The organism is Zunongwangia profunda SM-A87 (genome assembly GCF_000023465.1).
Taxonomy (GTDB): Bacteria; Bacteroidota; Bacteroidia; order Flavobacteriales; family Flavobacteriaceae; genus Zunongwangia; species Zunongwangia profunda.
The window spans coordinates 113,995-134,655 of record NC_014041.1 but is presented as its reverse complement, the minus strand read 5'-3'; the positions used below and the strand labels follow the sequence as shown (position 1 = coordinate 134,655).

The following is a 20,661-nucleotide window of genomic DNA, read 5'->3' as shown; positions in this document are numbered from 1 at the left end:
CTTTGTTATTACTTGAAGCTCGCAAACTTCACACTTTCACCTTTCTAACTTTCAAACTTTAAAAACTTACACCTCTACAGATATACTTCGCTGCCTTTCTTTTTAAACTCTTCTGATTTCTCTTCCATGCCTTTTTTGATTGCTTCTTCACTGTCGAGTCCGTTTTCTTTAGCATAATTCCGTACATCCTGTGTGATCTTCATCGAACAGAAATTAGGGCCGCACATCGAACAAAAATGAGCCACTTTCGCGTTTTCAGAAGGTAAGGTCTCATCGTGATAAGCTCTCGCCGTATCGGGATCTAAAGCTAAATTAAACTGATCTTCCCATCGAAATTCGAACCTCGCCTTACTCATGGCATCATCGCGATGCTGTGCTCCTGGATGACCTTTTGCCAAATCGGCCGCATGTGCTGCAATTTTATAGGTAATCACACCTTCCTTTACATCTTCTTTATTGGGTAAACCCAAATGCTCTTTTGGCGTCACATAACACAACATCGCACAACCGTACCAGCCGATCATTGCGGCACCAATTCCGCTAGTGATATGATCATAACCCGGTGCAATATCGGTTGTTAATGGCCCTAGTGTATAAAAAGGCGCTTCCCCGCATTCTGCCAACTGCTTGTCCATATTTTCTTTAATCATGTGCATGGGGATATGCCCGGGACCTTCAATAAAACATTGTACATCGTGCTTCCAGGCAATTTTGGTTAATTCGCCAAGCGTTTCTAATTCGGCAAACTGCGCATAATCGTTCGCATCTGCAATACAACCAGGACGCAAACCATCGCCCAGTGAAAAAGCTACATCGTAAGCTTTCATGATTTCGCAGATGTCCTCAAAATGCGTGTATAAAAAACTTTCCTGGTGATGCGCCAAACACCATTTTGCCATGATCGAACCTCCCCGAGACACGATACCGGTGAGCCGTTTTGCAGTATGCGGGATATATTTTAAACGAACTCCGGCATGAATGGTAAAATAATCGACACCCTGTTCGGCTTGTTCAATTAAAGTGTCTCTAAAGATCTCCCAGGTAAGATTTTCAGCTTTTCCATTTACTTTTTCCAAAGCCTGATAAATAGGTACTGTTCCGATGGGTACCGGAGAATTCCGAAGAATCCATTCACGGGTTTCGTGAATATTCTTTCCGGTAGAAAGATCCATGATCGTATCGGCACCCCAACGACATGCCCAAACCGCTTTTTCTACTTCCTCTTCAATCGAAGAACTTACGGCAGAATTCCCAATATTGGCATTGATCTTTACCAAAAAGTTTCGCCCTACAATCATAGGTTCACTTTCAGGATGGTTAATATTACTAGGGATAATTGCACGTCCTTTCGCTACCTCATCCCGAACAAATTCAGGAGTGATCACTTTGGGAATACTAGCTCCAAAACTCTCTCCCGGATGTTGCTGAGTAATTTGATTTATTTCTTGAAGTTTCTGATTTTCACGAATAGCAATAAATTCCATTTCAGGAGTAATTATTCCTTTACGTGCATAATGCATTTGGGTAACATTTTGTCCCGGCTTTGCTTTTAAAGGTTTCCTGATTCGTTGAAACCGAAGTTTCTCCAGCTTTTTATTTTCCTCTCGTTGCCGGCCGTATTCCGAGGAAAGTCTGCTTAACTGCTGCACATCTTCCCTGGCAGCAATCCATTGCTGACGAATAGGTTTTAAACCCCGGCGAACATCGATCTCTACATTAGGATCGGTGTAAGCACCGCTGGTATCGTACACCAAAACAGGCTCATTTGGCGTTCGGATACCGTTAAATTTATCGACGGTATCATCTAGATTGATCTTACGCATCGGCACATTCACATTTTCGTGAAGCTGCCCTCTTACGTAAATTTTTTCTGAGTTGGGAAAAGGCGTTCTGCTTATGGCTTCTCCCCGTGGTAACTGGTTAGGTTTCATACTAAAAAGGTTTAGATTGATTTTTAAAATTCGATTACTATTGTAAATCAATCAACCACCCTGCGTAGCACGAATCACCAGTACGTTATTCCCTTCTTCCAACAGGGTATGCTCCCATTGGGGTTTAGAAATAATCTCGTTGTTAATAGCGATGGCAATTCCTAAAGGCTGAATATTCAGCTGCTCCAGCAGTTCATCAAGCTTTACCGGTTCTTTAAAAGAATGATTTTGGTTGTTTACGTTTACAGTTATCATATCCTTAGATTTTTAATAGCTGTAAACCAAGGGGAATTGTCCCTGAAGAAAAGTGAGTAATTTCGTGGTAAATCCACGAGCTATGAACCGAAATTTAATTTTTACTCTTAAACCAGATTATAAATAGTAAGTCTGGTTTTTAAACAAATCAAAAAGATTTCAGCCTGATATTGGCCATATTCGATTCAAAATTTTCGTGCTTTTTCCTTCGCAGATGCTAATCTGGATCAGGTTCAAAGGGTGTTATCTCAGCCAAATTTAATTGGCACCCCTAAAGTTTACATCTTCAAAGTTAACTCAAATTTTCCGGGATAAAAAAATGCTGAAGCTATAATCTTCAAAATTGGATACACTTTTAATACCTTTGCTTTTAAATATTCCCTGAAAAATCCAGAGTCGATCTTATATAATTTCAGCTTAAATTTTACAGGGAAAATAATTACACAAGGCAGACTTAAAATTTCGGTATGGCAAAAATCAGGATTACCAAACAATTTTCTTTTGAAACAGGACACGCGCTTTACGGCTATGATGGCAAGTGCCGCAATGTTCACGGCCACAGTTATAAACTTAGCGTAACTGTTATTGGAGAGCCAATCACAGATACTGAAAATGTAAAATACGGAATGGTAATCGATTTTGGTGATCTAAAAAAGATCGTGAAATCTGAAATTGTAGACCAATTTGATCATGCTACAGTTTTTAATCAAAACACCCCACATATCGAGCTTGCCAAAGAATTAAAAAACCGTGGTCATCATGTAATTTTAGTAGACTATCAACCCACCAGTGAGAATATGGTAATTGATTTTGCTGAAAAAATAAAGAAACATTTACCGGATCATATTCAACTACATTCTTTAAAACTTCAGGAAACCGAAAGCAGCTTTGCAGAGTGGTATGCAATTGATAATTAGAAATCTTGATTTTCGAGACTTTTGATATCTTACTGATTAAACTAAAAAATGAATCCGATTATTCCTGCCATTGTCATCGTAATACTGTTGGGCTCCTATTTTGTGCTGAAAAACTATAACAACAGAAAAAGAGACCAATCGCTGAAAGGAAAGAATATTAGTCAGTTTCAAATTTTAGATGTTCGCACTCCAAGGGAATTTAAACAGGGACATATAAAAAATGCCATTAATTTTCCGCTGGGCATTATCAATTCAGACAGCCTTAAAAAGTTAAATAAAGAGCTTAATTATATCACCTATTGCGCACATGGAATACGCAGTGTAAAAGCCAGCAAAATTTTAAAAGAAAACGGTTTTAAAGTAACTAACGGTGGTTCGATAAAAGACCTCCAGAAATTAATAGCGTATTCTGAAAACAGAAACTAATCGTGCTTTACAAGTTTCTGTTAACTTTGTAAAAGTTAAGTAACGAGCAATGATCATTCCCGAAGGAAAAAAAGTATATTTTAGTAGTGATAATCACTTAGGTGCTCCCACCAAAGAAGCCAGTAAACCCAGAGAGGCGATATTCGTTAAATGGTTGGATGAAATTAAAGAAGATGCCGCTGCTATTTTTTTGCTAGGTGATCTTTTTGATTTTTGGTTTGAATATAAACATGCTGTGCCTAAAGGCTTTGTTAGAGTTTTAGGAAAACTGGCCGAACTAAAAGACAGTGGTATTCCCATCTATTTTTTCATCGGAAATCACGACCTATGGATGGAAAATTATTTTGAAGAAGAACTAAATATCCCCACCTATCGCAAAGCACAGGAATTTGAATTTAACGGAAAGAATTTTTTAATAGGTCATGGGGACGGACTTGGTCCGGGAGATTATGGCTATAAGCGGATGAAAAAGGTATTTACCAATCCCTTTGCAAAATGGTTGTATCGTTGGCTGCATCCTGATATTGGCATTCCGTTAGCCCAATATTTTTCAGTAAAAAATAAGCTCATCTCAGGAGATGAAGATGCTGAATTCTTAGGTGAAGATAACGAATGGTTAATCCAGTATTGTAGGCGTAAACTGGAAACTAAACATTATGATTATTTTCTTTTTGGTCACCGCCATTTACCTATGGAAATTAAGCTGAAAGAAGATTCTAAATATATCAATACCGGCGACTGGATTACACATTATACCTATGCCGAATTCGACGGAAATGATTTGCAGTTAAAAAAGCTGAAGGATAAATAGAAAGTTACAGTTTACAGTAAATAGTAATGGCTAAAAAAATGATTAAAAATCTTCAAATATTCATCCTTTTCTTAGCCTTGCCCATACTCAGCTATAGCCAGAAAGTCAATACTATAAACTGGTTGAATTTTGAGCAATTAGAAGATTCTTTAGCCAGAAAACCGAAAAAAACTTTTATCTATTTCTACGCCGATTGGTGTGTGTACTGCAAAAAGATGGAGCAAAATGCATTTAAAAATGCTGAAATTATTGAAAAATTAAACTCTGATTTCTACGCGGTTAAAATGAATGCCGAAAGTACTGATACAATTAATTTTGAGGGCCAGAAATTCTATAATCAACAAGCCGAAAGCATGCGAAATGGCATTCATCAGATTCCACTTCTATTAGCTAGTCGAGAAAACTTTGAATTTAGCTTACCAGTGATCCTAATTTTAGACGAAAAATTTAGGGTTAAAAACCGCGAATTTGAATATTTAACGACTAAAAAAATGATGGAGTTGATAAGCATCCACTAAGCTAAGTGCATATCATTATTGCGCTACTAAAGGCAGAATAACAAGCAGCTCAGTTTCAGAAACCTCTATCTGCGCTAGAACTTCCCCATTTATCGATGCACTTATCGGAATAATATAAGAATAACAAGGTTCTTCAATTTGTTCTGCCCGAATCACCAAATCGGTCGTTTCAAATCCCTCTACACTTATTTGATATTTATAAGTTTCCTTACCGCCTGCCATAAATACTCCCAAAGAATATTGAATTTCACTAGCTATAGTATTAGTTGCTGTATTTTCAATTTCGGGTATATAAACAAAATCAGAATTCCCCGAAGCTGATTGTATCGTAATAATCTCTGGATCAATACTTCCGTTTTCAAGAAGATTTTCCCCCGAAGCATCTACCAGTCTTATTAAAAATTGTGGAGAATAATAAGAGTCTAAAAGCGCATTTTTTTCCAAAGAACATTCAATTTCCTCCTCATCATCACCTGCACAACCTACCAAAAACACCAGTAAAAATAAAAATCGTAAAGTAGCTCTCATAAATCCCTGTTTTATAAATAGATACCTAAACAACTAAATAGTTGCGTAACCATCCAAAAATAATTTGCGTTAGGGATTGCAGTGAAAATCCTTTTGTGAGGAACGAGCATAAGATTGTAGCGTAAAGCCCGGCGCAGGCAACGTCTATTAACCAACATTTACTACATCAATTAAAAATGGCTCGATGAGCCTTAGAAGCCACGTTCTTTCTGGATGGTTTCGTAGGCTTCCTGTACTTTATCAAATTTCTCACGAGCCCCTTTTTTATAAGCCTCATCCATGTGTTCTAACTTATCGGGGTGGTATTTCTTTACCATTTTACGATAGGCTTTTTTCACATCGGCATCTGAGGCTGATTTATCAATCTCCAGTATTTTATAAGCACTCTCTGGCGTTTGCTTAAGAAACATGGCCTTAATACTTTCAAAATCCTTAGCACCAATCTTAAGATAACTGGCGATTTGCTGGATCATATTAGCCTCTGAGGTACTTACCGAGCCATCGGCCTGGGCAATCCCAAATAAAAAGTGCGTAATTTGCAATCGGGTGGGATACTGAGTACGGCTGGCCAAATATTGTGAAATTCGGGAGGCCGATAATTCGCGGTTTTTTATGACATCATTAAAAGTTCTAAACGTAGCATTGGCCCGTTCTTTCCCGTAAGCACGAACAAAATAGGAACGCACATAATCCAGTTCGGTTTGCGAAACTTTACCATCTGCTTTAATAACCAGGGCGCAAAGTGACAATAAATTGAGTTCAAAATCACCCGGACTTACCGACGACGCCTGCTTCCCTGCCATCATCGACTGTAAAAAGCCACCACTGCTGCGATTCCAATTATCTAAAAGTGTCCCAATGATAAAACCAATAATGGCCCCGGGATATCGCATGTACATAAAACCTAAAACAGCTAAAAGCCACTTTATCATAGATCGAAATTTTTTAGCAAAGATAACATTTACAAAACTAACCGCTTTTATTGTAAGGGCAGCGATTTACGCACGACAACTTTATAAGAAATTAGGTTTAACGGCTGACTTTCATGAAGCTGAACTTAATTTAATATCTTTGTAAACTAATAAAGTCTAATAATAAATTACAATATATGTATCCAGCAGATTTAGTAAAGCCAATGCGAGAAGATCTTACTAGCATAGGTTTTGAAGAATTACATACCGTAGAAGATGTAGAAGCGGCAATGAAAAAAGAAGGAACTACGTTAGTTGTAGTAAATTCGGTTTGCGGATGTGCTGCAGCAAATGCTCGTCCTGGTGCCAGAATGTCTTTACAAAATGCAAAAACTCCAGATAACTTATATACCGTTTTTGCCGGTGTAGATCGTGAAGCTACTGATGTTGCTCGTGGTTTTATGGTACCGTTCCCTCCTTCGTCGCCTTCTATGGCCTTATTTAAAGATGGTGAGCTGGTACACATGTTAGAGCGCCACCATATTGAAGGACGTCCTGCTGAAATGATTGCAGAGAACCTTACCGGTGCTTACGACGAATTCTGCTAAGCAGCATTCACATTTAAAATATCAAAAACCGACAAATTGCTTGTCGGTTTTTTTATCACCATTGTTTTCCCATATTGTCCAGAATGACATGGAATGATCGTATAAGAAATCTGTGGCTATTTCCTTTAAAAACTTATTTTTGTAGTTTTAAACTGCATAATGAAGAAAATACTATCATATCCATTAACGGTAATTTTTTACTTTTTTTTCTTTCTTACCTTACTAATATTTCATCCAGTCCAATGGATATCATTAAAATTGGGAGGTTATTCTGCACATAAAAAAAGTGTAGATATTTTTAATTTTTTCTTGCTGCGCTGCCTTAACATATTAGGAACACGATTTGTGGTTGAAAACAAACATAATATCCCGGTAGAGCGTCCATGTATATTTGTTGCTAACCATCAGGGCGTTTACGATATCCCACCCATTATCTGGTATTTAAGAAAACACCATCCCAAATTTGTTAGTAAAAAAGAACTGGGCAAAGGGATTCCCAGTATTTCTTTTAATTTAAGACATGGTGGATCGGTTTTAATCGATCGTAAAAACCGTAGAGAAAGTTTATTAAAAATGGCAAAATTTGCCAAATATTTAAAAGAGACCAATCGCTCTGCCGTAATCTTTCCTGAGGGTACAAGAAGTCGAGATGGCCAACCTAAAAAATTTGCGGCCAGTGGAATGCAGATGCTTTTTAAGCAGATGCCACATGCGCTGGTGGTACCAATAACCATTAATAACTGCTGGCAACTTTTAAAGGATGGAAGTTTCCCTTTAACAATAGGGGTAAAATTACGAATGAAAGTTCATAAACCTATTGAAATCGATTCTACCGATCCGGAAAGCCTGGTAGCCCTGGTAGAGCGTACAATAATTGCTGATATTCGATAAACTATGACTAACAAAGATTTGATTATTGAAAACACCATTCAGTTTGTAAAAGATACACTTAAAAACGCTGAAGGTGGGCATGACTGGTTTCATATAGAACGTGTTTTAAATAATGCTAAACTTATCGCTAAGACAGAAGAGGCCAATGATTTTATCATTCAGCTTGGCGCATTACTTCATGATATTGCCGATTCTAAATTTCATAATGGAGATGAGACGGTTGGGCCAAAAGTAGCTACCGAATTTCTACAATCTCAGCAGGTAAATGCAGATGTTATCGAGCATGTGGTAAAAATTATTCAGAATATCTCTTTTAAAGGCGGAAATGTAGAGCAACAATTTCATTCGACCGAATTAGATATCGTTCAGGATGCCGATCGTTTAGATGCCCTTGGTGCCATCGGGATCGCAAGAACCTTTAATTATGGTGGCTTTAAGGGAAGACCGCTTTATGACCCTGAAATAGCGCCAAAATTAAATATGACAAAAGAAGAATATAAAGCCTCTAATACTCCAACGATCAATCATTTCTACGAAAAGTTGTTATTGCTTAAAGATCGAATGAACACCAAAACTGGTACTGAAATTGCACAAAAACGCCATCAATATATGGAAAGCTTTTTAGATCAGTTTTACGCAGAATGGAATGGGGAAGCTTGAATTATTTTACAGTAAACGGAAAAAGGCATCAGCTTTCAGAATAATTCAAAATTCAACATTTAAAATTCAACTTCTTGTCCTGCTTCCTGGCTCTTGATTCTTGAATATCTCGTCTATTTTCTCTTCTCTATATTCTAGATTATCACCGTATAAAGCACTTCAAATCATAGATTCAATTAATCTTGCTTTTGAAAAAATCACTCGGCCCTCATTAGCATTTAGGTAACTGAGTGATTTCAAAAATCGTATCGAAGTGCCCAGGATGATAGCAGTCAATCTACATTGACCATTAACAATAACCTGTACAAAACTCTAAACAGTCAGCTTAAAAAAAATTCAACATTCAGCATTTAAAATTCAAAATTTTTAAAATAGCTTCCTGGCTCTTGATTTGCGAAATCTCTTTTATCTGACCTATATTCTAGCAGCGCAGCGATCTAAATTCTTAATCCCCATCGCCACATCTTCAAATTAGCAAATTATCAAATTGATCAATTCTAATTCTTCAAGTGTTCCGCAAAAAAACCCATCATCGCTTTATAAAGATCTAATCGATTTTCTTCTTTAGCAAAACCGTGACCCTCATCGTATTTCACCATATAAGGCACTTCTACTCCTTTAGATCTAAGGGTCTCTACGATTTGATCGGCTTCGTTAATATTCACTCTAGGATCATTAGCCCCCTGAACCACAAACAACGGATTTTTGATTTCATCGACATGTAAGGCGGGCGAAATCTCGTCCATAATCTTTTTCTCTTCCGGAATACCCGGATTATACCATATCTTATATAATAACTCCCGATACTTTTCCCAGTATGGCGGGATAGTTTCCATAAAAGTATTTAGGTTACTCACACCTACATAATCTACTCCGCAGGCATATTTCTCCGGTGTTTTTGTCATTCCGCGTAATACGGCATAACCACCATGACTGCCGCCATATATCGCTATGCGATCTTTATCTACCCAACCTTGTTCGATTACATAATCTACGCCATCTTCCACATCGTCCATTGCTTTACGACCAATTTCTCCAAAGCCTGCCTTTAAAAATTCTTTTCCATAGCCTCCAGAAATTCTAAAGTTTACATGTAAGGTTGCATAGCCACGGCTGGCGAATAATTGCGCTTCTGGATTAAAGCCCCAGCTATCACGGATTCCCTGTGGCCCGCCATGAGGATTTACCACTAATGGCACTTGCATTCCTTCCTGATAGTTATGCGGCAAAGTAATATAACCGTGTAGCGTTAATCCATCCCGACTTTTAAAAGTGATAGGCTTCATACTCGCCATATCTTCTTCTTTTAGATGCGGTAATAATTTATAGAGTAAACTTACCTCATCAGCTTCTACATCATATAGGTAGTACTCTCCTACAATTTTATCGCTGGTTACCGCAATCATATATTTGGATTCGTCATCTGTTCTACCTACGGTAAAAAACTGTTTATCTCCAAATTCCTGCTTTAACCTATTATAGATTTTTTTATAAGTATCGCTAACAGGAATAATTTGTGTTTTCTCACCGGTATAAGAAAAATAATCGATCTCATAGTTACGCTTTTTAGAAAGCGCCATACCCGATACATCATAGGTATCATTACTAAAAACTGTGTTTATCTTCTTATTTTTCTTTAAATCGTAAAGCTGAATTTCTATCTTATCTCCTTCAAGATTAGATATCACATAGGCATCATCTGGATTAGCACTCCCCGGATTGAAAGAAGAAATACCAAATTCATCTCCAAATTCGGTCAACTTTACCAATTTAAATTCTCCATCGATTTTATATAGGAGTTCAGTATTTACACCATCTACAATTCTGCTTATCGCTCTTAAATTTCCTTCGCGATCAAAATCATAACCCGCCACCGGCGGTTCGCCTTCTTTAACTGTATATAATTTGGTAATCTCTCCTGAGTTGATATTAAGTCGATAAGGCTCTTCCTGCTGTGGATTATCCTTATTCATTTGGATAATTATATGTTCCTTATCTTCTTTTAGCGATTCTATAATATTCACACGCACACCTTCAAAAGGAGTGAGCTCTTTATCATTTGCGCCATTAATATCTACTCCGTAAACATGGTAATTTTCATCTCCACCTTTATCCTGAAGATATAGAATACGCTCATCATTAGCCCAGGAAAATCCGCGGATTAAATCCTGTTCCTGTTTCTTCAACAGGCTTTCTTTTTTGGTTTCAGTATCCATTAAATACAAATCGCGCTCGCCAGAGTCCCGACGTTTCATGTATGCGATATGGTCACCATTTGGCGATAACTGAAAAGCAAAAGTTTGCGGAGTTCTAAAGTAGTCTTCTACGGAATAATTATAGCCTCCGGTTTCCTTGGCGGCAAGCTTCTTAAGTTCTTCTTCACTTGATGGCAATGCGGTATTTCCTGGTTTTTTCTTCACAGTTTTGTTTAATTTTAAAGGATACTCCTGTACCCTTTGTTTATAAGTTCCTTCGATGCTATCACCGGTTATTTTACCGGTATAAGTCATTTGCATCTTTGCAGACCTGATCGTCACCGTATCATCCTGCAAAATTACCGAATCTAATTCGATTCCCGAAGCACCCTGGGCGGGAACATCTAAGGTGGCTGTATAGCCATCCTCACTTGGGGTAATATTAAAAATAAGTTCAAGTTGCATGCCCTGCACCTCGAGTTCTCCGCTAAAAGAGAAATCTGGTTTTTGTGCTTGTATGAAAGCATATTAACGAATAAAAATAAGATTGTAATTAATGCTTTCTTATTCCTGATTTAGATAAAGTGGATTCAAACTATTGGTAACTTAAACCAGGATTTGTTACATTCAAAGTTATTTTTAAGCAATGATTTTTTATTTAATCAATCATCAAGCTTAAATGCTGATGCGTTCGCCCTTAGGTAGTTTATTGAATTTCCTTCTGGCAAACAGGGCAAAAATAAGTGGTCCTCCCAGAGACTTTAGTTTGTTCTATTTTACCATTATTTCTGGGGCAATCTGCGCCTTCGCCTTCTTTTCGTATCCGGGTAAGATAAGATTCAGGCACGCGCTTTCCTTCGATCCTGGCTTCTTTTACTACTTTTAAAACCTCCTCAATTTTATCAAAAATTGATTTTAGCTGTTTTTGGCTTAGGGTATTTACCTTTGTTTTTGGATGAATTTTAGTTTGGAACAATACCTCATCTGCATACATATTCCCGATACCGGCAATTAAACTTTGATTCATCAACAAGCCTTTTATCGTTCCGCTTCTCCCATCACAAATCTTTAGAAATTCCTTTTCGGTTATAGCCAGGGCATCTGCTCCAAGATTGTGAGATTGTTGAAATTCTTCAACGCTTTTTGCCAGATAGAGCTTAGCAAATTTACGCGGACAAGTAAAGGCCAGTTTGGAGTGATCTTCAAAAATTAATTTTAATTGAGTATATTTTGGAGTATCATCGTGTTGATAATAATCAAGTTTCCCCGTCATTCCAAAATGCATTACCAGCACTCCGTTTTTCTTTAATTTCAGAAATAAATATTTGCCTATTCGCGACGTGGATTCAAATGCATTGTCTGTGAGGATCTTTTCAAAATCGGCTTTAGCCGACTGGTAGATCTTTTTATCACCGGTTTCAATCTCAACAATCTTTTTATGCAAAATGGTAGCATCAGCGTATTTTTTCTGGTAAGCAACTTCTGGTAATTCTGGCATTGTGCTTTAGTTTAAGATTTAAGGTTTTTAGCCCCGATTAAGCTCGGCATTTTTTAGAATTCAATAGTCTTTAGTCGATAGTTTTAGCTATTAGCTTTTTAGCTCATTGATTCTAATCTTTTCTTTTTTCATATGCATTCCTCTCCCTGTGGTCGTCGGACGCAGTAAAAGAAACAAAAAAGTTTAGGCTTACGAAAGTTGATCTAAATTCTTCGTTCTGAAGCTAAATTTTAGAAACTCGATCCGCTCAAACAGCCTAAAATTTGAACGCTTCTTTCACTTCTAATTTTACGATCAATTTCCGATAGGCCCAAAACTCATTCAAAATTGAAAGTTTAAAATTCAGAATAAGGCTTGTCTCTTGTCTCTTGTCTCTTGTCTCTTGTCTCTTGTCTCTTGTCTCTTGTCTCTTGTCTCTAAAATTAAAAATCTTAACCCCAGAATTCGCTAAATTCCTGCTAAAATTTAGAAAAGCTAAAGGCATTATCGATTAAAAGGATATTCTGAAATCCAATGAAATCCTCTATTGTTCAGTAAGAAATCTTCACGTCCTTTCCGTTCAGTTTTAAAATAAACACTATCATTTTTAAAAATACCTTCAAACTCAAAAACATCAGCATCAGATTCAGCTTCATTTTTATAATGTAGAACCCCTACTTTGGTGGAGTCCTGTTCTTTTAAATAAATCTTTTGAGCTATCGTATCGGTTTCCGTCTGATAATAAATCCCTTCATTATTCATTTTCTGAATATACACTCTATTTGGACTATCAAAAATAAGGCGTCTAAATCGAACACTATCGTTTAGCAAAGCAGGTCTTTTCGTATGATTCAGCGCAAATTCGTTCAACTCATAAATTCCATATAACTTATGCTTCGGGCCAAGATCTCCATATAGATATTGACTCCTCATCGCATTAATAAGATTTAAATAAACAATAAGAATTAATACCAGGAACTTCACAATTTGAAGCGTATAGTTCTTCCACTTTTTAGAAAACGGGCTTACAAATTTATACTTAGAAACATCACGATTAAGTACAAAAACATTAAGCATTCGCCTGCCGTCTATCAAAATCAAAAAGGCTGAAAAAACACACAAATGCAGGGAAAATAATTTTACGGGAATATCATAAGAGATATTCATCATAAAAACATTAAGCATTACCCCAAAACCTACCACAGCTCCAAGAGTCCTGGTTCGCTTAAACATAAGTAAAATAGCAGCAATAGTCTCAGACCATCCTGCAAAAACCGTGTAAGTTTTGGAAAATCCCATGTAGTTCCAGGCTAACCCCATAGGCGACATTTCTCCCAAAGGTGTTACTAATCTTATTAAATAGGGTTCTCCAAACTGTAGTTTAAAAATCTTGATGGTCCCATAAGTAAGAAGCACAAAAATCAGGTAATATCGAACGTATTGTCCGCCAATGTAAACGAGTTTCCTATAATTTAATTTACTACGAAAAATAAGGAAAATAAGCGTAGCAAGTGCTAAACTAAAGATACCCACCAGTAAGCATCTAACAAAATCGAATAAGGTATCACCGCTTCCGGTAGGTCGTATATAAACCGGATCTGTATTATTCAAAACATTATCTGAGAACCACGGTACTATAATATGCCATGTATTTTGATTGAAAAATTCTTCGAAAAAATATATATGAACGAAACCATTTAGAGGAAAAGGGAAAATATAGATGACCGAATAAATAAAGAAAAAAAGAATTACGTATCTAAGTAATCCTTCGCTAATCGACGTGAGTTTCATAATTTTTGATTGATGAATTATGCCTGTTTAAAAAACTAATATTTACAGAACGAAACCCTAATTAAATTATTTTCAAGCTATTATCAAAATAGTTTCATCTGTCCATCTTTATATTCTTCATGTAAATTGCAATTTACTACCCTGCGTTGGCGATCTTTTAAATATAAATTTCTGGCAATTTTAAACTGTTGTTTTACCTGATCGGCAAATTCACCTTCACCCTTCATTCGTGTTCCGAACCGGCTGTCATTTAAACTTCCGCCGTGAATATTTTCAATTTGATGCAGTACCTTATCTGCCCTATTCGGCATTGTTTTCTTTATCCAATCGGTAAAAATTCCACCAATCGCACCGTTTAATCGTACAATCGTATAGCCAACACTCAGCGCTCCCCGATTGGCAATTTCTTTTACCAAAGGCATAATTTCATGACTGTTTACCGACGGAATTATAGGCGCCATCATTACATTTACCGGAATTCCTTTTGCCGAGAGTTTTTCGACAGTTTCCAATCGCTTTTTGATACTTGCGGTTCGAGGTTCTAAAATTCGGCGTGTTTCTTCCTGTAAACTGGTGATCGAAATATTTACATGAACTAAGCGATCGTTATGCAGCTCTTCTAAAATATCAAGATCACGCAGCACTAAAGCATTTTTGGTAATGATTCCCACCGGATGCCGATATTTTAAAAAGGTTTGGAGCAATTTTCGCGTAATCTCCAATTGCTTTTCTACCGGTTGATAACAATCGGTATTGCCAGACATAACAATAGGTCTAGCCTGCCATTTTTTGCTTCGGAGTTTCTTTTCCAGTAATTCTACCGCATTTCTTTTCACCAGAATTTTCTGCTCAAAATCCAGTCCAGGGCTAAATCCCCAATATTCATGAGAATTCCGCGCATAGCAATAAATACATCCGTGTTCACAGCCCTGATATGGATTTAGAGAATACGCCATACCCACATCTGGACTTTCTACTTTATTCACAATCGTTTTAGGAAAGGTATCGATCGTCACGGTTTTGCTTTCCTGAAAATCATCACCTTCAGCAGCACAGTAATTTAAAAAATCATCTCGAAACTCGTGAGTATTTGCATCAAATCGATTAGCCACATTGCTCTGTGCTCCTCTGCCTTTTATATATTCTTGTGATTTGGACATTTCACAAAATTATGGAATTAATCCAGTTATAAGGAAATTTTCCACTTTATTTTAAATAAAAAATCCCTGCATTTTCACAGGGATCAAGTATCACTTCCCGGGAAATTCTGCTTTTCGTTTATTTAAAAAAGCAGAAGTTCCTTCTTTAAAATCTTCAGTTCCAAAAGCTTTTCCAAATTCATTCATTTCAACTTCAAATCCGTTTACTCCTTTTTCGTAGCTGGCATTAATGGCTTTAATCGCCCCCTCAATAGCCACTAGTGAATTGTTAAGAATCTTACCGGCTAATTTTTCCGTAAATTCTAAAAGTTCTTCCTGAGTAGTTACGTGGTTTACTAAATTATATTGCAAAGCCTGATTGGCATCTATCATTCCGGCTGTCATAATCATTTCCATAGCACGACCCTTTCCAACAATTTGGGATAAACGTTGTGTGCCGCCATAACCGGGAATCACTCCTAAAGAAACTTCTGGCAATCCCATTTTAGCATTTTCAGAAGCAACTCTAAAATGTGCCGCCATTGCCAGTTCTAGTCCGCCACCTAAAGCAAACCCATTTACGGCGGCAATTACCGGTTTTGGGAAATTAGCCACGAAATCAAACAATTTGGCATGTCCTTCAGCAGCCAGTTGCTTTCCTTCTTCCGGAGAAAAATCAGCAAACTCACTAATATCTGCACCGGCAACAAAGGCCTTTTCTCCACTTCCAGTAAGGATAATAACTTTTACCTCATTATCATCTTTTGCTTCAGAAAAAGCTTCATGAAGCTCCTGTATCGTATCTCTATTTAAAGCATTAAGCTTAGAAGGACGATCTATGGTAATGTAAAGAATTTCGTTTTCTTCTTCAACTAAAATATTTTGATAACTCATCGTGTTGGTTTTTTATTAAAGTTAGCATATTTACTGCAGTCTTCCCAAAAACCTGGTGATCGTTACTTAGGAAAACGGACTTTAAAGATAGTGCCTTTGCCGGGTTTTGAGGTAAAATTTATACTTCCTTTATAAGTTTCTACAATATTTTTAACCATTGCAAGACCTAATCCCATTCCGCTATTCTTTGTAGTAAACTTAGGCTCAAAAATCTTTTCTCTGTTTTCTGCTGAAATTCCATGCCCGTTATCACAAATACTAATACACACATTATCGGGCTCTTCATCAATACTCACCACAATTTTTGGATCTTTTGTGTTGTCCATAGCCTGAATGGCATTTTTTACCAGATTGGTCACTACTCGTATAAGCTGTGTACGATCGAACTTGGCTAAAATTTCCTCTTTTTCTGAATTGAAAATGATGTAATTTTCGTTGAAAATATCGAGTGCCAATTTGGTGATTTTAGGCACATTTAAGGTTTCATTTTGCTGCGCTGGCATTTTAGCAAAGTTTGAAAACGCCGAGGCAATCGAGCTCATCGTATCGATCTGATTAATTAAAGTATCACAAAATTCGTTGACTTTATGCTCAATTTCTGGATCATTTCTATCAAACCTGCGCTCAAAACTTTGGACACTTAAACGCATTGGCGTAAGCGGATTTTTAATTTCGTGCGCAACCTGTTTTGCCATTTCTCGCCAGGCTTGTTCTCGCTCACCGGTCGCTAGTTTTACCGCGCTTTCTTCTAACTCATCGATCATCGAATTATAAGCCGAAATAAGTGCATAAATTTCTTCAGAAGCATTGCTAAGCTCAATCTTCTGGTTTCGTTTATCCAACCGGGTTTGATTAATTTTTTCTGAAATAATCTTAAGAGACTTGGTAATATATTTTGAAAGGAAATAAGATAAAATTATCGCCAGCGCCAGCATAAAAAGATAAACTTCTCCCAGGCGCATCAAAAAGTCATTAAGGTCACGGTTTAGTACACTATCATCCTGAAGATAGGGTAAATATAAGATCGCCAAAGGTTTGAAGCGCTGATCGGTAATATAGGTATATGATGACTGAAATTTCTCGCCGTTGGTTTCGCCCTTCATTAAATATCTTCGGTTAGAAGAGGCATCCAATTTGGCTAAAATGGGCTTATCGATTTGATAGTCTGTGGTATCTTTAAAAAAATTCTCTTTAGAACTTATTAATAATTTTCCTTCCAGATCATAGATATTGATTTGCATCTCGTGTACCTGAGACATTTCATAAATCTTCTGGTTTTGTTTAAAAATAGAAGGTATATTCTCGGTATTCACCATATAGGTCGTACTGGCAAGTACAAAGTTTATATTTTCCCTAATAGCTTGTTCTTTACGCTCCAGGCGCTCACGATGATAAGCTTCTGCTTCTTGTTTATATTGATAGATGGTAACCCCTGCGATCAAGATAGAAGCTCCCAATACCAAAAGGATCATGGAAATAAAAATACGCGTTCTTAAGGATAATTTTAAAAGCTTCATAAATTGCTAATTACCGCAAATTAATCAAAATCATTGGGATAAATAGTCGATGATTTTAGACTCAGACATTTTCCGGAAAAGAATCAATTATCACACCAATCACGCATCGGGATTTCTAGCACGTATCTTTTTATACAGTTTGATCCCAAGCATTAGGAGAATTCCGAGGGCAAAAATCCCAATCACTCCATAGATCCAATCCAGCGCATTTCTAACAATAACCAGGAATATAACCGAAAAAAGGATCAAGGTAGAGCCTTCATTCCAAAGACGCATTTGACCTGAAGTATATTTTACCTTATCTACCTGTAATTGTTTAAAAATATGATGTGTTTTTAAATGATAGGCAATTAAAAGGATCACAAAACCTAACTTTACATGCATCCATCCCTGTTGTAACCAAACGGGCTGCATGATTAATAAAATTATGGCGAATAAGGTCGCTAAAATAGCAGAGGGCCAGGTGATAATAAACCATAGACGCTTAGCCATAAGTTTGAGTTGATTACCTAAAATCGACTTATCTGGTTCTGGTTTATCGAAGGCCTCAATTTGATACACAAATAAACGCGGAATATAAAAAAGCCCGGCAAACCAGGTGATCACAAAAATAAGATGAAGGGATTTTATGTAATTATAATATTCCAAAGTGTGTTATTTAGAATGCAAATTAAAAGGATTTCTCTTAATCCTGTTTCAAATTCTTCCTGATTTCGCGATTTAAGAAATATCCCGTTACCATTGTTGAAAGCACATCGGCAATTGGAAAACTTATCCAAACTCCGATCTCTCCGTAATAATTTGGTAAAATTAATATTAGCGGAATAAAGAAAAATCCCTGTCTGGAGAGTGTTAATAACAAAGCCGGAACAGCTTTTCCTATCGCCTGAAAATAGGCAGCTCCAATAAGCTGTAAAGCAACTATTGGTGTTGCGGCAAAAACCCAGCGCATGGCTCCAGGTGTACGCTCAATGATCGCTTCATTTTGAGTGAAAACCATGGCAATTTCTTTAGAAAATCCCATTATCAAACCAAAAACAACGCAGCCCATCAAACAAGCATATAGAATAGCTTTATTGATAGTGCTTTGTACTCTTTTATATTTTTCAGCTCCGTAATTATAGCCGGCAATAGGCAAAAATCCTTGGGTAATTCCTAAAACCGGAAACAATGCAAACATCAACATTCGCCCGATAATCGCGTAAACGGCGACACCATCTTCACCGGCAAGATCAAAAAGAATATTATTCATTAATAAATAAATCACACTTACCACTGCCTGTCGCGCCAATGTTACGAATCCTAAGGAACCTATCTCCTGGAGAATAGGTAAGTCCAGTCGAAAATGACTGAAATCGATTTTGAGTTCTGAATGACCCGAGAACACAAAAAACCAAAAAATGTAAAGGAAGCAAAGCATATATGATCCTGTGGTTGCCCATGCAGCCCCGTACATTCCAAGATCCATTACATTAATAAAAAGGTAATCACCAATAATATTTCCTACAGATGGAATAATCATCGAGACCATGGCAAACGTGGGTTTGCCCTCAGCTCTTATCACATTATTCCCCATCATATTAAGCGCGAGGATGGGCACCCCGTACAACACAATACGATAATAGATCTTGGCCGGCTCAAAAATATCTCCTTTTCCCCCAAAAGCCGGAATAAGCTCGTTGATAAAAACAAGTCCTAAAATTACCAAAGTCACGCATAGCAGCAGGGTTAGGGTGATTTGATTTCCGAAGGTTTTAAGTGCTTTTTTATGATTATCGGCACCTAGTGCACGGGATATAATTGAAGACCCCCCAATGCCGATGCTCATCCCTAAAGCGGCGATAAAAAACGAAATAGGCAACACCACATTAATTGCGGCTATTGCGGTAGAACCAATCCAGTTTCCAACAAAAATGGTATCTACAAGGATATTAAGCGACATTACCAGAATCCCTACAGATGCTGGCAATGCCTGGCGTATTAAAAGTTTTCCTATCGATTCATTTCCAAGCGCTTCAGAGCTTACTTTTGCCATTATGCTTCAACAGGTTTTTGATGCGCCCACTCGTCTACCCAGCGAGACAACATTTTCACCCAGTCTTCACGATCGTTTAAGCAGGGAACTACAGTAAATTCTTTACCACCAACTTCATGAAAAATCTCTTCTCCTTCCATCGCAATTTCTTCCAGGGTTTCTAAACAATCGGAAACAAAAGCAGGAGTTACAATAGCCATTTTTTTAATTCCTTGCTTTCCAAAACGCTCTATCGTTCTATCGGTATATGGTTTTAACCATGGATCGAATCCTAACCTGGACTGAAAACTTACGCTATAAGTTCCTTCTTTTAAATTCAGATATTCAGCCACCAGCCTGGTTGTTTCATAGCATTGATGACGGTAACAAAATTGATGAGCAGAAGAGGCCGTTTGGCAACAACTACCGTCTATTTTACAATGTGAATTCGTAATATCACTTTTCCTGATATGCCGCTCGGGCACTCCATGATACGAAAATAATAAATGCTCAAAATCTAAATTTTGCAAACGTTCCTGAATACTATTCCCTAAAACACGAATATAATCCGGGTGATTATAAAAAGCGGGAACCGAGGTGAATTTCATCTCTGGAAAATGCTTTTGGCGTAATTCTTCAGCTAATACTAAAATGGTCTCGGTCGTAGCCATTGCAAATTGTGGATACAATGGAAAAAGCAAAACCTCATCAACTCCCTGTTCTTTAAGTTCTTTTAAACCATCATAGATACTTGGTGTACCGTAACGCATTGCCAGAGCGATAGGGACCGAGGTCGTCTCGTCTACTTTTCCCTGTAAGCGTTCAGAAAGCACAATTAATGGTGAACCTTCTTCCCACCAAATTTTTTGATAAGCTTCGGCCGATTTTTTAGGTCGGGTATTTAGGATAATTCCCTTCACCAACAACGCACGGAAGAAATACGGTAAATCGATTACCCTTCCGTCCATTAAAAATTCACCAAGATATTTTTTTACGTCTTTCGGATCTGTACTATCTGGAGATCCCAGATTTACTAAAAGTACGCCTTTGCTCATGTCTTTCTGTTTTTACAACTACAAAGTTAAGCCTATAAATTTGTTCAACTATAAATTAGTATTATACTTTTTTATTAAACAATAGCTAAAATTTTGCTTACTAAAGTCAGTTCTAAAGTGTTG

Annotated in this window: 20 protein-coding genes and 1 riboswitch; of the genes, 7 read left to right on the top strand and 13 right to left on the bottom strand. The window is 37.2% G+C overall.

Annotated elements, in window-relative coordinates; genetic code table 11:
- Nucleotides 1-74 precede the first annotated feature (74 nt).
- Complete coding sequence (gene thiC / locus ZPR_RS00675) at nt 75-1,931, bottom strand: phosphomethylpyrimidine synthase ThiC (protein WP_013069653.1); 1,857 nt, start codon at nt 1,929-1,931, stop codon at nt 75-77.
- 51 nt (nt 1,932-1,982) lie between these two features.
- Nucleotides 1,983-2,186 (bottom strand): sulfur carrier protein ThiS, encoded by a 204-nt coding sequence (thiS, locus tag ZPR_RS00670; protein ID WP_013069652.1) that lies wholly within the window; start codon nt 2,184-2,186, stop codon nt 1,983-1,985.
- Nucleotides 2,187-2,372: 186 nt separating this feature from the next.
- Nucleotides 2,373-2,469: riboswitch (TPP riboswitch) on the bottom strand.
- A 184-nt stretch (nt 2,470-2,653) separates the two neighbouring features.
- On the opposite strand from thiS, the gene ZPR_RS00660 reads away from it, so the two are divergent.
- From ZPR_RS00660 to ZPR_RS00645, 4 genes are read left to right on the top strand one after another with little or no spacing between them, the layout of a single operon-like run.
- The gene (locus ZPR_RS00660) at nt 2,654-3,103 is read left to right on the top strand and encodes a 6-pyruvoyl trahydropterin synthase family protein (RefSeq protein WP_013069650.1); all 450 of its coding nucleotides are present in this window, start codon (nt 2,654-2,656) and stop codon (nt 3,101-3,103) included.
- A gap of 48 nt (nt 3,104-3,151) precedes the next feature.
- Nucleotides 3,152-3,529: a rhodanese-like domain-containing protein gene (locus ZPR_RS00655; RefSeq protein WP_013069649.1), complete on the top strand. Its 378-nt coding sequence runs from the start codon at nt 3,152-3,154 to the stop codon at nt 3,527-3,529.
- Between the two features lie 49 nt (nt 3,530-3,578).
- Entirely contained in the window at nt 3,579-4,340 is a 762-nt protein-coding gene (locus ZPR_RS00650) for a UDP-2,3-diacylglucosamine diphosphatase (RefSeq protein ID WP_013069648.1), read from the top strand.
- A 38-nt stretch (nt 4,341-4,378) separates the two neighbouring features.
- Nucleotides 4,379-4,858 (top strand): thioredoxin family protein, encoded by a 480-nt coding sequence (locus ZPR_RS00645; protein WP_148211638.1) that lies wholly within the window; start codon nt 4,379-4,381, stop codon nt 4,856-4,858.
- 15 nt (nt 4,859-4,873) lie between these two features.
- Here the strand turns inward: ZPR_RS00645 and ZPR_RS00640 are convergent, their stop codons facing one another.
- Nucleotides 4,874-5,386 carry a hypothetical protein gene (locus tag ZPR_RS00640; protein WP_013069646.1) on the bottom strand — a complete coding sequence of 171 codons (513 nt, stop codon included), beginning with the start codon at nt 5,384-5,386 and terminating at the stop codon, nt 4,874-4,876.
- Nucleotides 5,387-5,577: 191 nt separating this feature from the next.
- Nucleotides 5,578-6,318 (bottom strand): TerB family tellurite resistance protein, encoded by a 741-nt coding sequence (locus ZPR_RS00635; RefSeq protein ID WP_041578454.1) that lies wholly within the window; start codon nt 6,316-6,318, stop codon nt 5,578-5,580.
- A 176-nt stretch (nt 6,319-6,494) separates the two neighbouring features.
- Between ZPR_RS00635 and ZPR_RS00630 the strand changes: the two genes are divergently transcribed.
- From ZPR_RS00630 to ZPR_RS00620, 3 genes are all read left to right on the top strand, one after another.
- Nucleotides 6,495-6,905, top strand: a complete 411-nt coding sequence (locus ZPR_RS00630) for a BrxA/BrxB family bacilliredoxin (protein ID WP_013069643.1) — start codon at nt 6,495-6,497, stop codon at nt 6,903-6,905.
- Nucleotides 6,906-7,064: 159 nt separating this feature from the next.
- On the top strand, nt 7,065-7,796 hold the full coding sequence (locus ZPR_RS00625) for a lysophospholipid acyltransferase family protein (RefSeq protein WP_041578453.1): 732 nt from the start codon (nt 7,065-7,067) through the stop codon (nt 7,794-7,796).
- Between the two features lie 3 nt (nt 7,797-7,799).
- Complete coding sequence (locus ZPR_RS00620; RefSeq protein ID WP_013069641.1) at nt 7,800-8,456, top strand: HD domain-containing protein; 657 nt, start codon at nt 7,800-7,802, stop codon at nt 8,454-8,456.
- Nucleotides 8,457-8,953: 497 nt separating this feature from the next.
- Here ZPR_RS00620 and ZPR_RS00615 read toward each other — a convergent pair whose 3' ends face one another.
- The 9 genes from ZPR_RS00615 to hemH form a co-directional block, all read right to left on the bottom strand.
- A complete protein-coding gene (locus tag ZPR_RS00615; RefSeq protein WP_013069640.1) occupies nt 8,954-11,116 on the bottom strand; it encodes a S9 family peptidase in 2,163 nt (720 codons plus the stop codon).
- A 241-nt stretch (nt 11,117-11,357) separates the two neighbouring features.
- Nucleotides 11,358-12,149 carry an Fpg/Nei family DNA glycosylase gene (locus ZPR_RS00610; RefSeq protein ID WP_013069639.1) on the bottom strand — a complete coding sequence of 264 codons (792 nt, stop codon included), beginning with the start codon at nt 12,147-12,149 and terminating at the stop codon, nt 11,358-11,360.
- 483 nt (nt 12,150-12,632) lie between these two features.
- Nucleotides 12,633-13,919: a hypothetical protein gene (locus ZPR_RS00600; protein ID WP_041578449.1), complete on the bottom strand. Its 1,287-nt coding sequence runs from the start codon at nt 13,917-13,919 to the stop codon at nt 12,633-12,635.
- Nucleotides 13,920-14,002: 83 nt separating this feature from the next.
- Nucleotides 14,003-15,079, bottom strand: a complete 1,077-nt coding sequence (locus tag ZPR_RS00595) for a PA0069 family radical SAM protein (protein WP_013069637.1) — start codon at nt 15,077-15,079, stop codon at nt 14,003-14,005.
- 90 nt (nt 15,080-15,169) lie between these two features.
- Nucleotides 15,170-15,952 carry an enoyl-CoA hydratase/isomerase family protein gene (locus tag ZPR_RS00590; protein WP_013069636.1) on the bottom strand — a complete coding sequence of 261 codons (783 nt, stop codon included), beginning with the start codon at nt 15,950-15,952 and terminating at the stop codon, nt 15,170-15,172.
- A gap of 62 nt (nt 15,953-16,014) precedes the next feature.
- A complete protein-coding gene (locus tag ZPR_RS00585; protein WP_013069635.1) occupies nt 16,015-17,469 on the bottom strand; it encodes a sensor histidine kinase in 1,455 nt (484 codons plus the stop codon).
- A gap of 99 nt (nt 17,470-17,568) precedes the next feature.
- Nucleotides 17,569-18,117, bottom strand: a complete 549-nt coding sequence (locus ZPR_RS00580) for a CopD family protein (RefSeq protein WP_013069634.1) — start codon at nt 18,115-18,117, stop codon at nt 17,569-17,571.
- A gap of 37 nt (nt 18,118-18,154) precedes the next feature.
- Complete coding sequence (locus ZPR_RS00575; protein WP_013069633.1) at nt 18,155-19,504, bottom strand: MATE family efflux transporter; 1,350 nt, start codon at nt 19,502-19,504, stop codon at nt 18,155-18,157.
- Nucleotides 19,504-20,538, bottom strand: coding sequence for a ferrochelatase (gene hemH / locus ZPR_RS00570; RefSeq protein WP_013069632.1), 1,035 nt, complete (start codon nt 20,536-20,538; stop codon nt 19,504-19,506). The genes ZPR_RS00575 and hemH overlap by 1 nt, the downstream gene beginning before the upstream one ends.
- Nucleotides 20,539-20,661: the final 123 nt, after the last annotated feature.

Bases quoted from the DNA above. Each gene is read 5' to 3' on its own strand.
- ZPR_RS00585 (WP_013069635.1), bottom strand. From the start codon at position 17,469: ATGAAGCTTTTAAAATTATCCTTAAGAACGCGTATTTTTATTTCCATG.
- ZPR_RS00655 (WP_013069649.1), top strand. From the start codon at position 3,152: ATGAATCCGATTATTCCTGCCATTGTCATCGTAATACTGTTGGGCTCC.
- ZPR_RS00590 (WP_013069636.1), bottom strand. From the start codon at position 15,952: ATGAGTTATCAAAATATTTTAGTTGAAGAAGAAAACGAAATTCTTTAC.
- ZPR_RS00635 (WP_041578454.1), bottom strand. From the start codon at position 6,318: ATGATAAAGTGGCTTTTAGCTGTTTTAGGTTTTATGTACATGCGATAT.
- ZPR_RS00660 (WP_013069650.1), top strand. From the start codon at position 2,654: ATGGCAAAAATCAGGATTACCAAACAATTTTCTTTTGAAACAGGACAC.
- ZPR_RS00645 (WP_148211638.1), top strand. From the start codon at position 4,379: ATGATTAAAAATCTTCAAATATTCATCCTTTTCTTAGCCTTGCCCATA.
- ZPR_RS00640 (WP_013069646.1), bottom strand. From the start codon at position 5,386: ATGAGAGCTACTTTACGATTTTTATTTTTACTGGTGTTTTTGGTAGGT.
- thiC (WP_013069653.1), bottom strand. From the start codon at position 1,931: ATGAAACCTAACCAGTTACCACGGGGAGAAGCCATAAGCAGAACGCCT.
- ZPR_RS00650 (WP_013069648.1), top strand. From the start codon at position 3,579: ATGATCATTCCCGAAGGAAAAAAAGTATATTTTAGTAGTGATAATCAC.
- ZPR_RS00575 (WP_013069633.1), bottom strand. From the start codon at position 19,504: ATGGCAAAAGTAAGCTCTGAAGCGCTTGGAAATGAATCGATAGGAAAA.
- ZPR_RS00625 (WP_041578453.1), top strand. From the start codon at position 7,065: ATGAAGAAAATACTATCATATCCATTAACGGTAATTTTTTACTTTTTT.
- ZPR_RS00620 (WP_013069641.1), top strand. From the start codon at position 7,800: ATGACTAACAAAGATTTGATTATTGAAAACACCATTCAGTTTGTAAAA.
- ZPR_RS00595 (WP_013069637.1), bottom strand. From the start codon at position 15,079: ATGTCCAAATCACAAGAATATATAAAAGGCAGAGGAGCACAGAGCAAT.
- ZPR_RS00610 (WP_013069639.1), bottom strand. From the start codon at position 12,149: ATGCCAGAATTACCAGAAGTTGCTTACCAGAAAAAATACGCTGATGCT.
- ZPR_RS00600 (WP_041578449.1), bottom strand. From the start codon at position 13,919: ATGAAACTCACGTCGATTAGCGAAGGATTACTTAGATACGTAATTCTT.
- ZPR_RS00615 (WP_013069640.1), bottom strand. From the start codon at position 11,116: ATGCAACTTGAACTTATTTTTAATATTACCCCAAGTGAGGATGGCTAT.
- hemH (WP_013069632.1), bottom strand. From the start codon at position 20,538: ATGAGCAAAGGCGTACTTTTAGTAAATCTGGGATCTCCAGATAGTACA.
- ZPR_RS00630 (WP_013069643.1), top strand. From the start codon at position 6,495: ATGTATCCAGCAGATTTAGTAAAGCCAATGCGAGAAGATCTTACTAGC.
- thiS (WP_013069652.1), bottom strand. From the start codon at position 2,186: ATGATAACTGTAAACGTAAACAACCAAAATCATTCTTTTAAAGAACCG.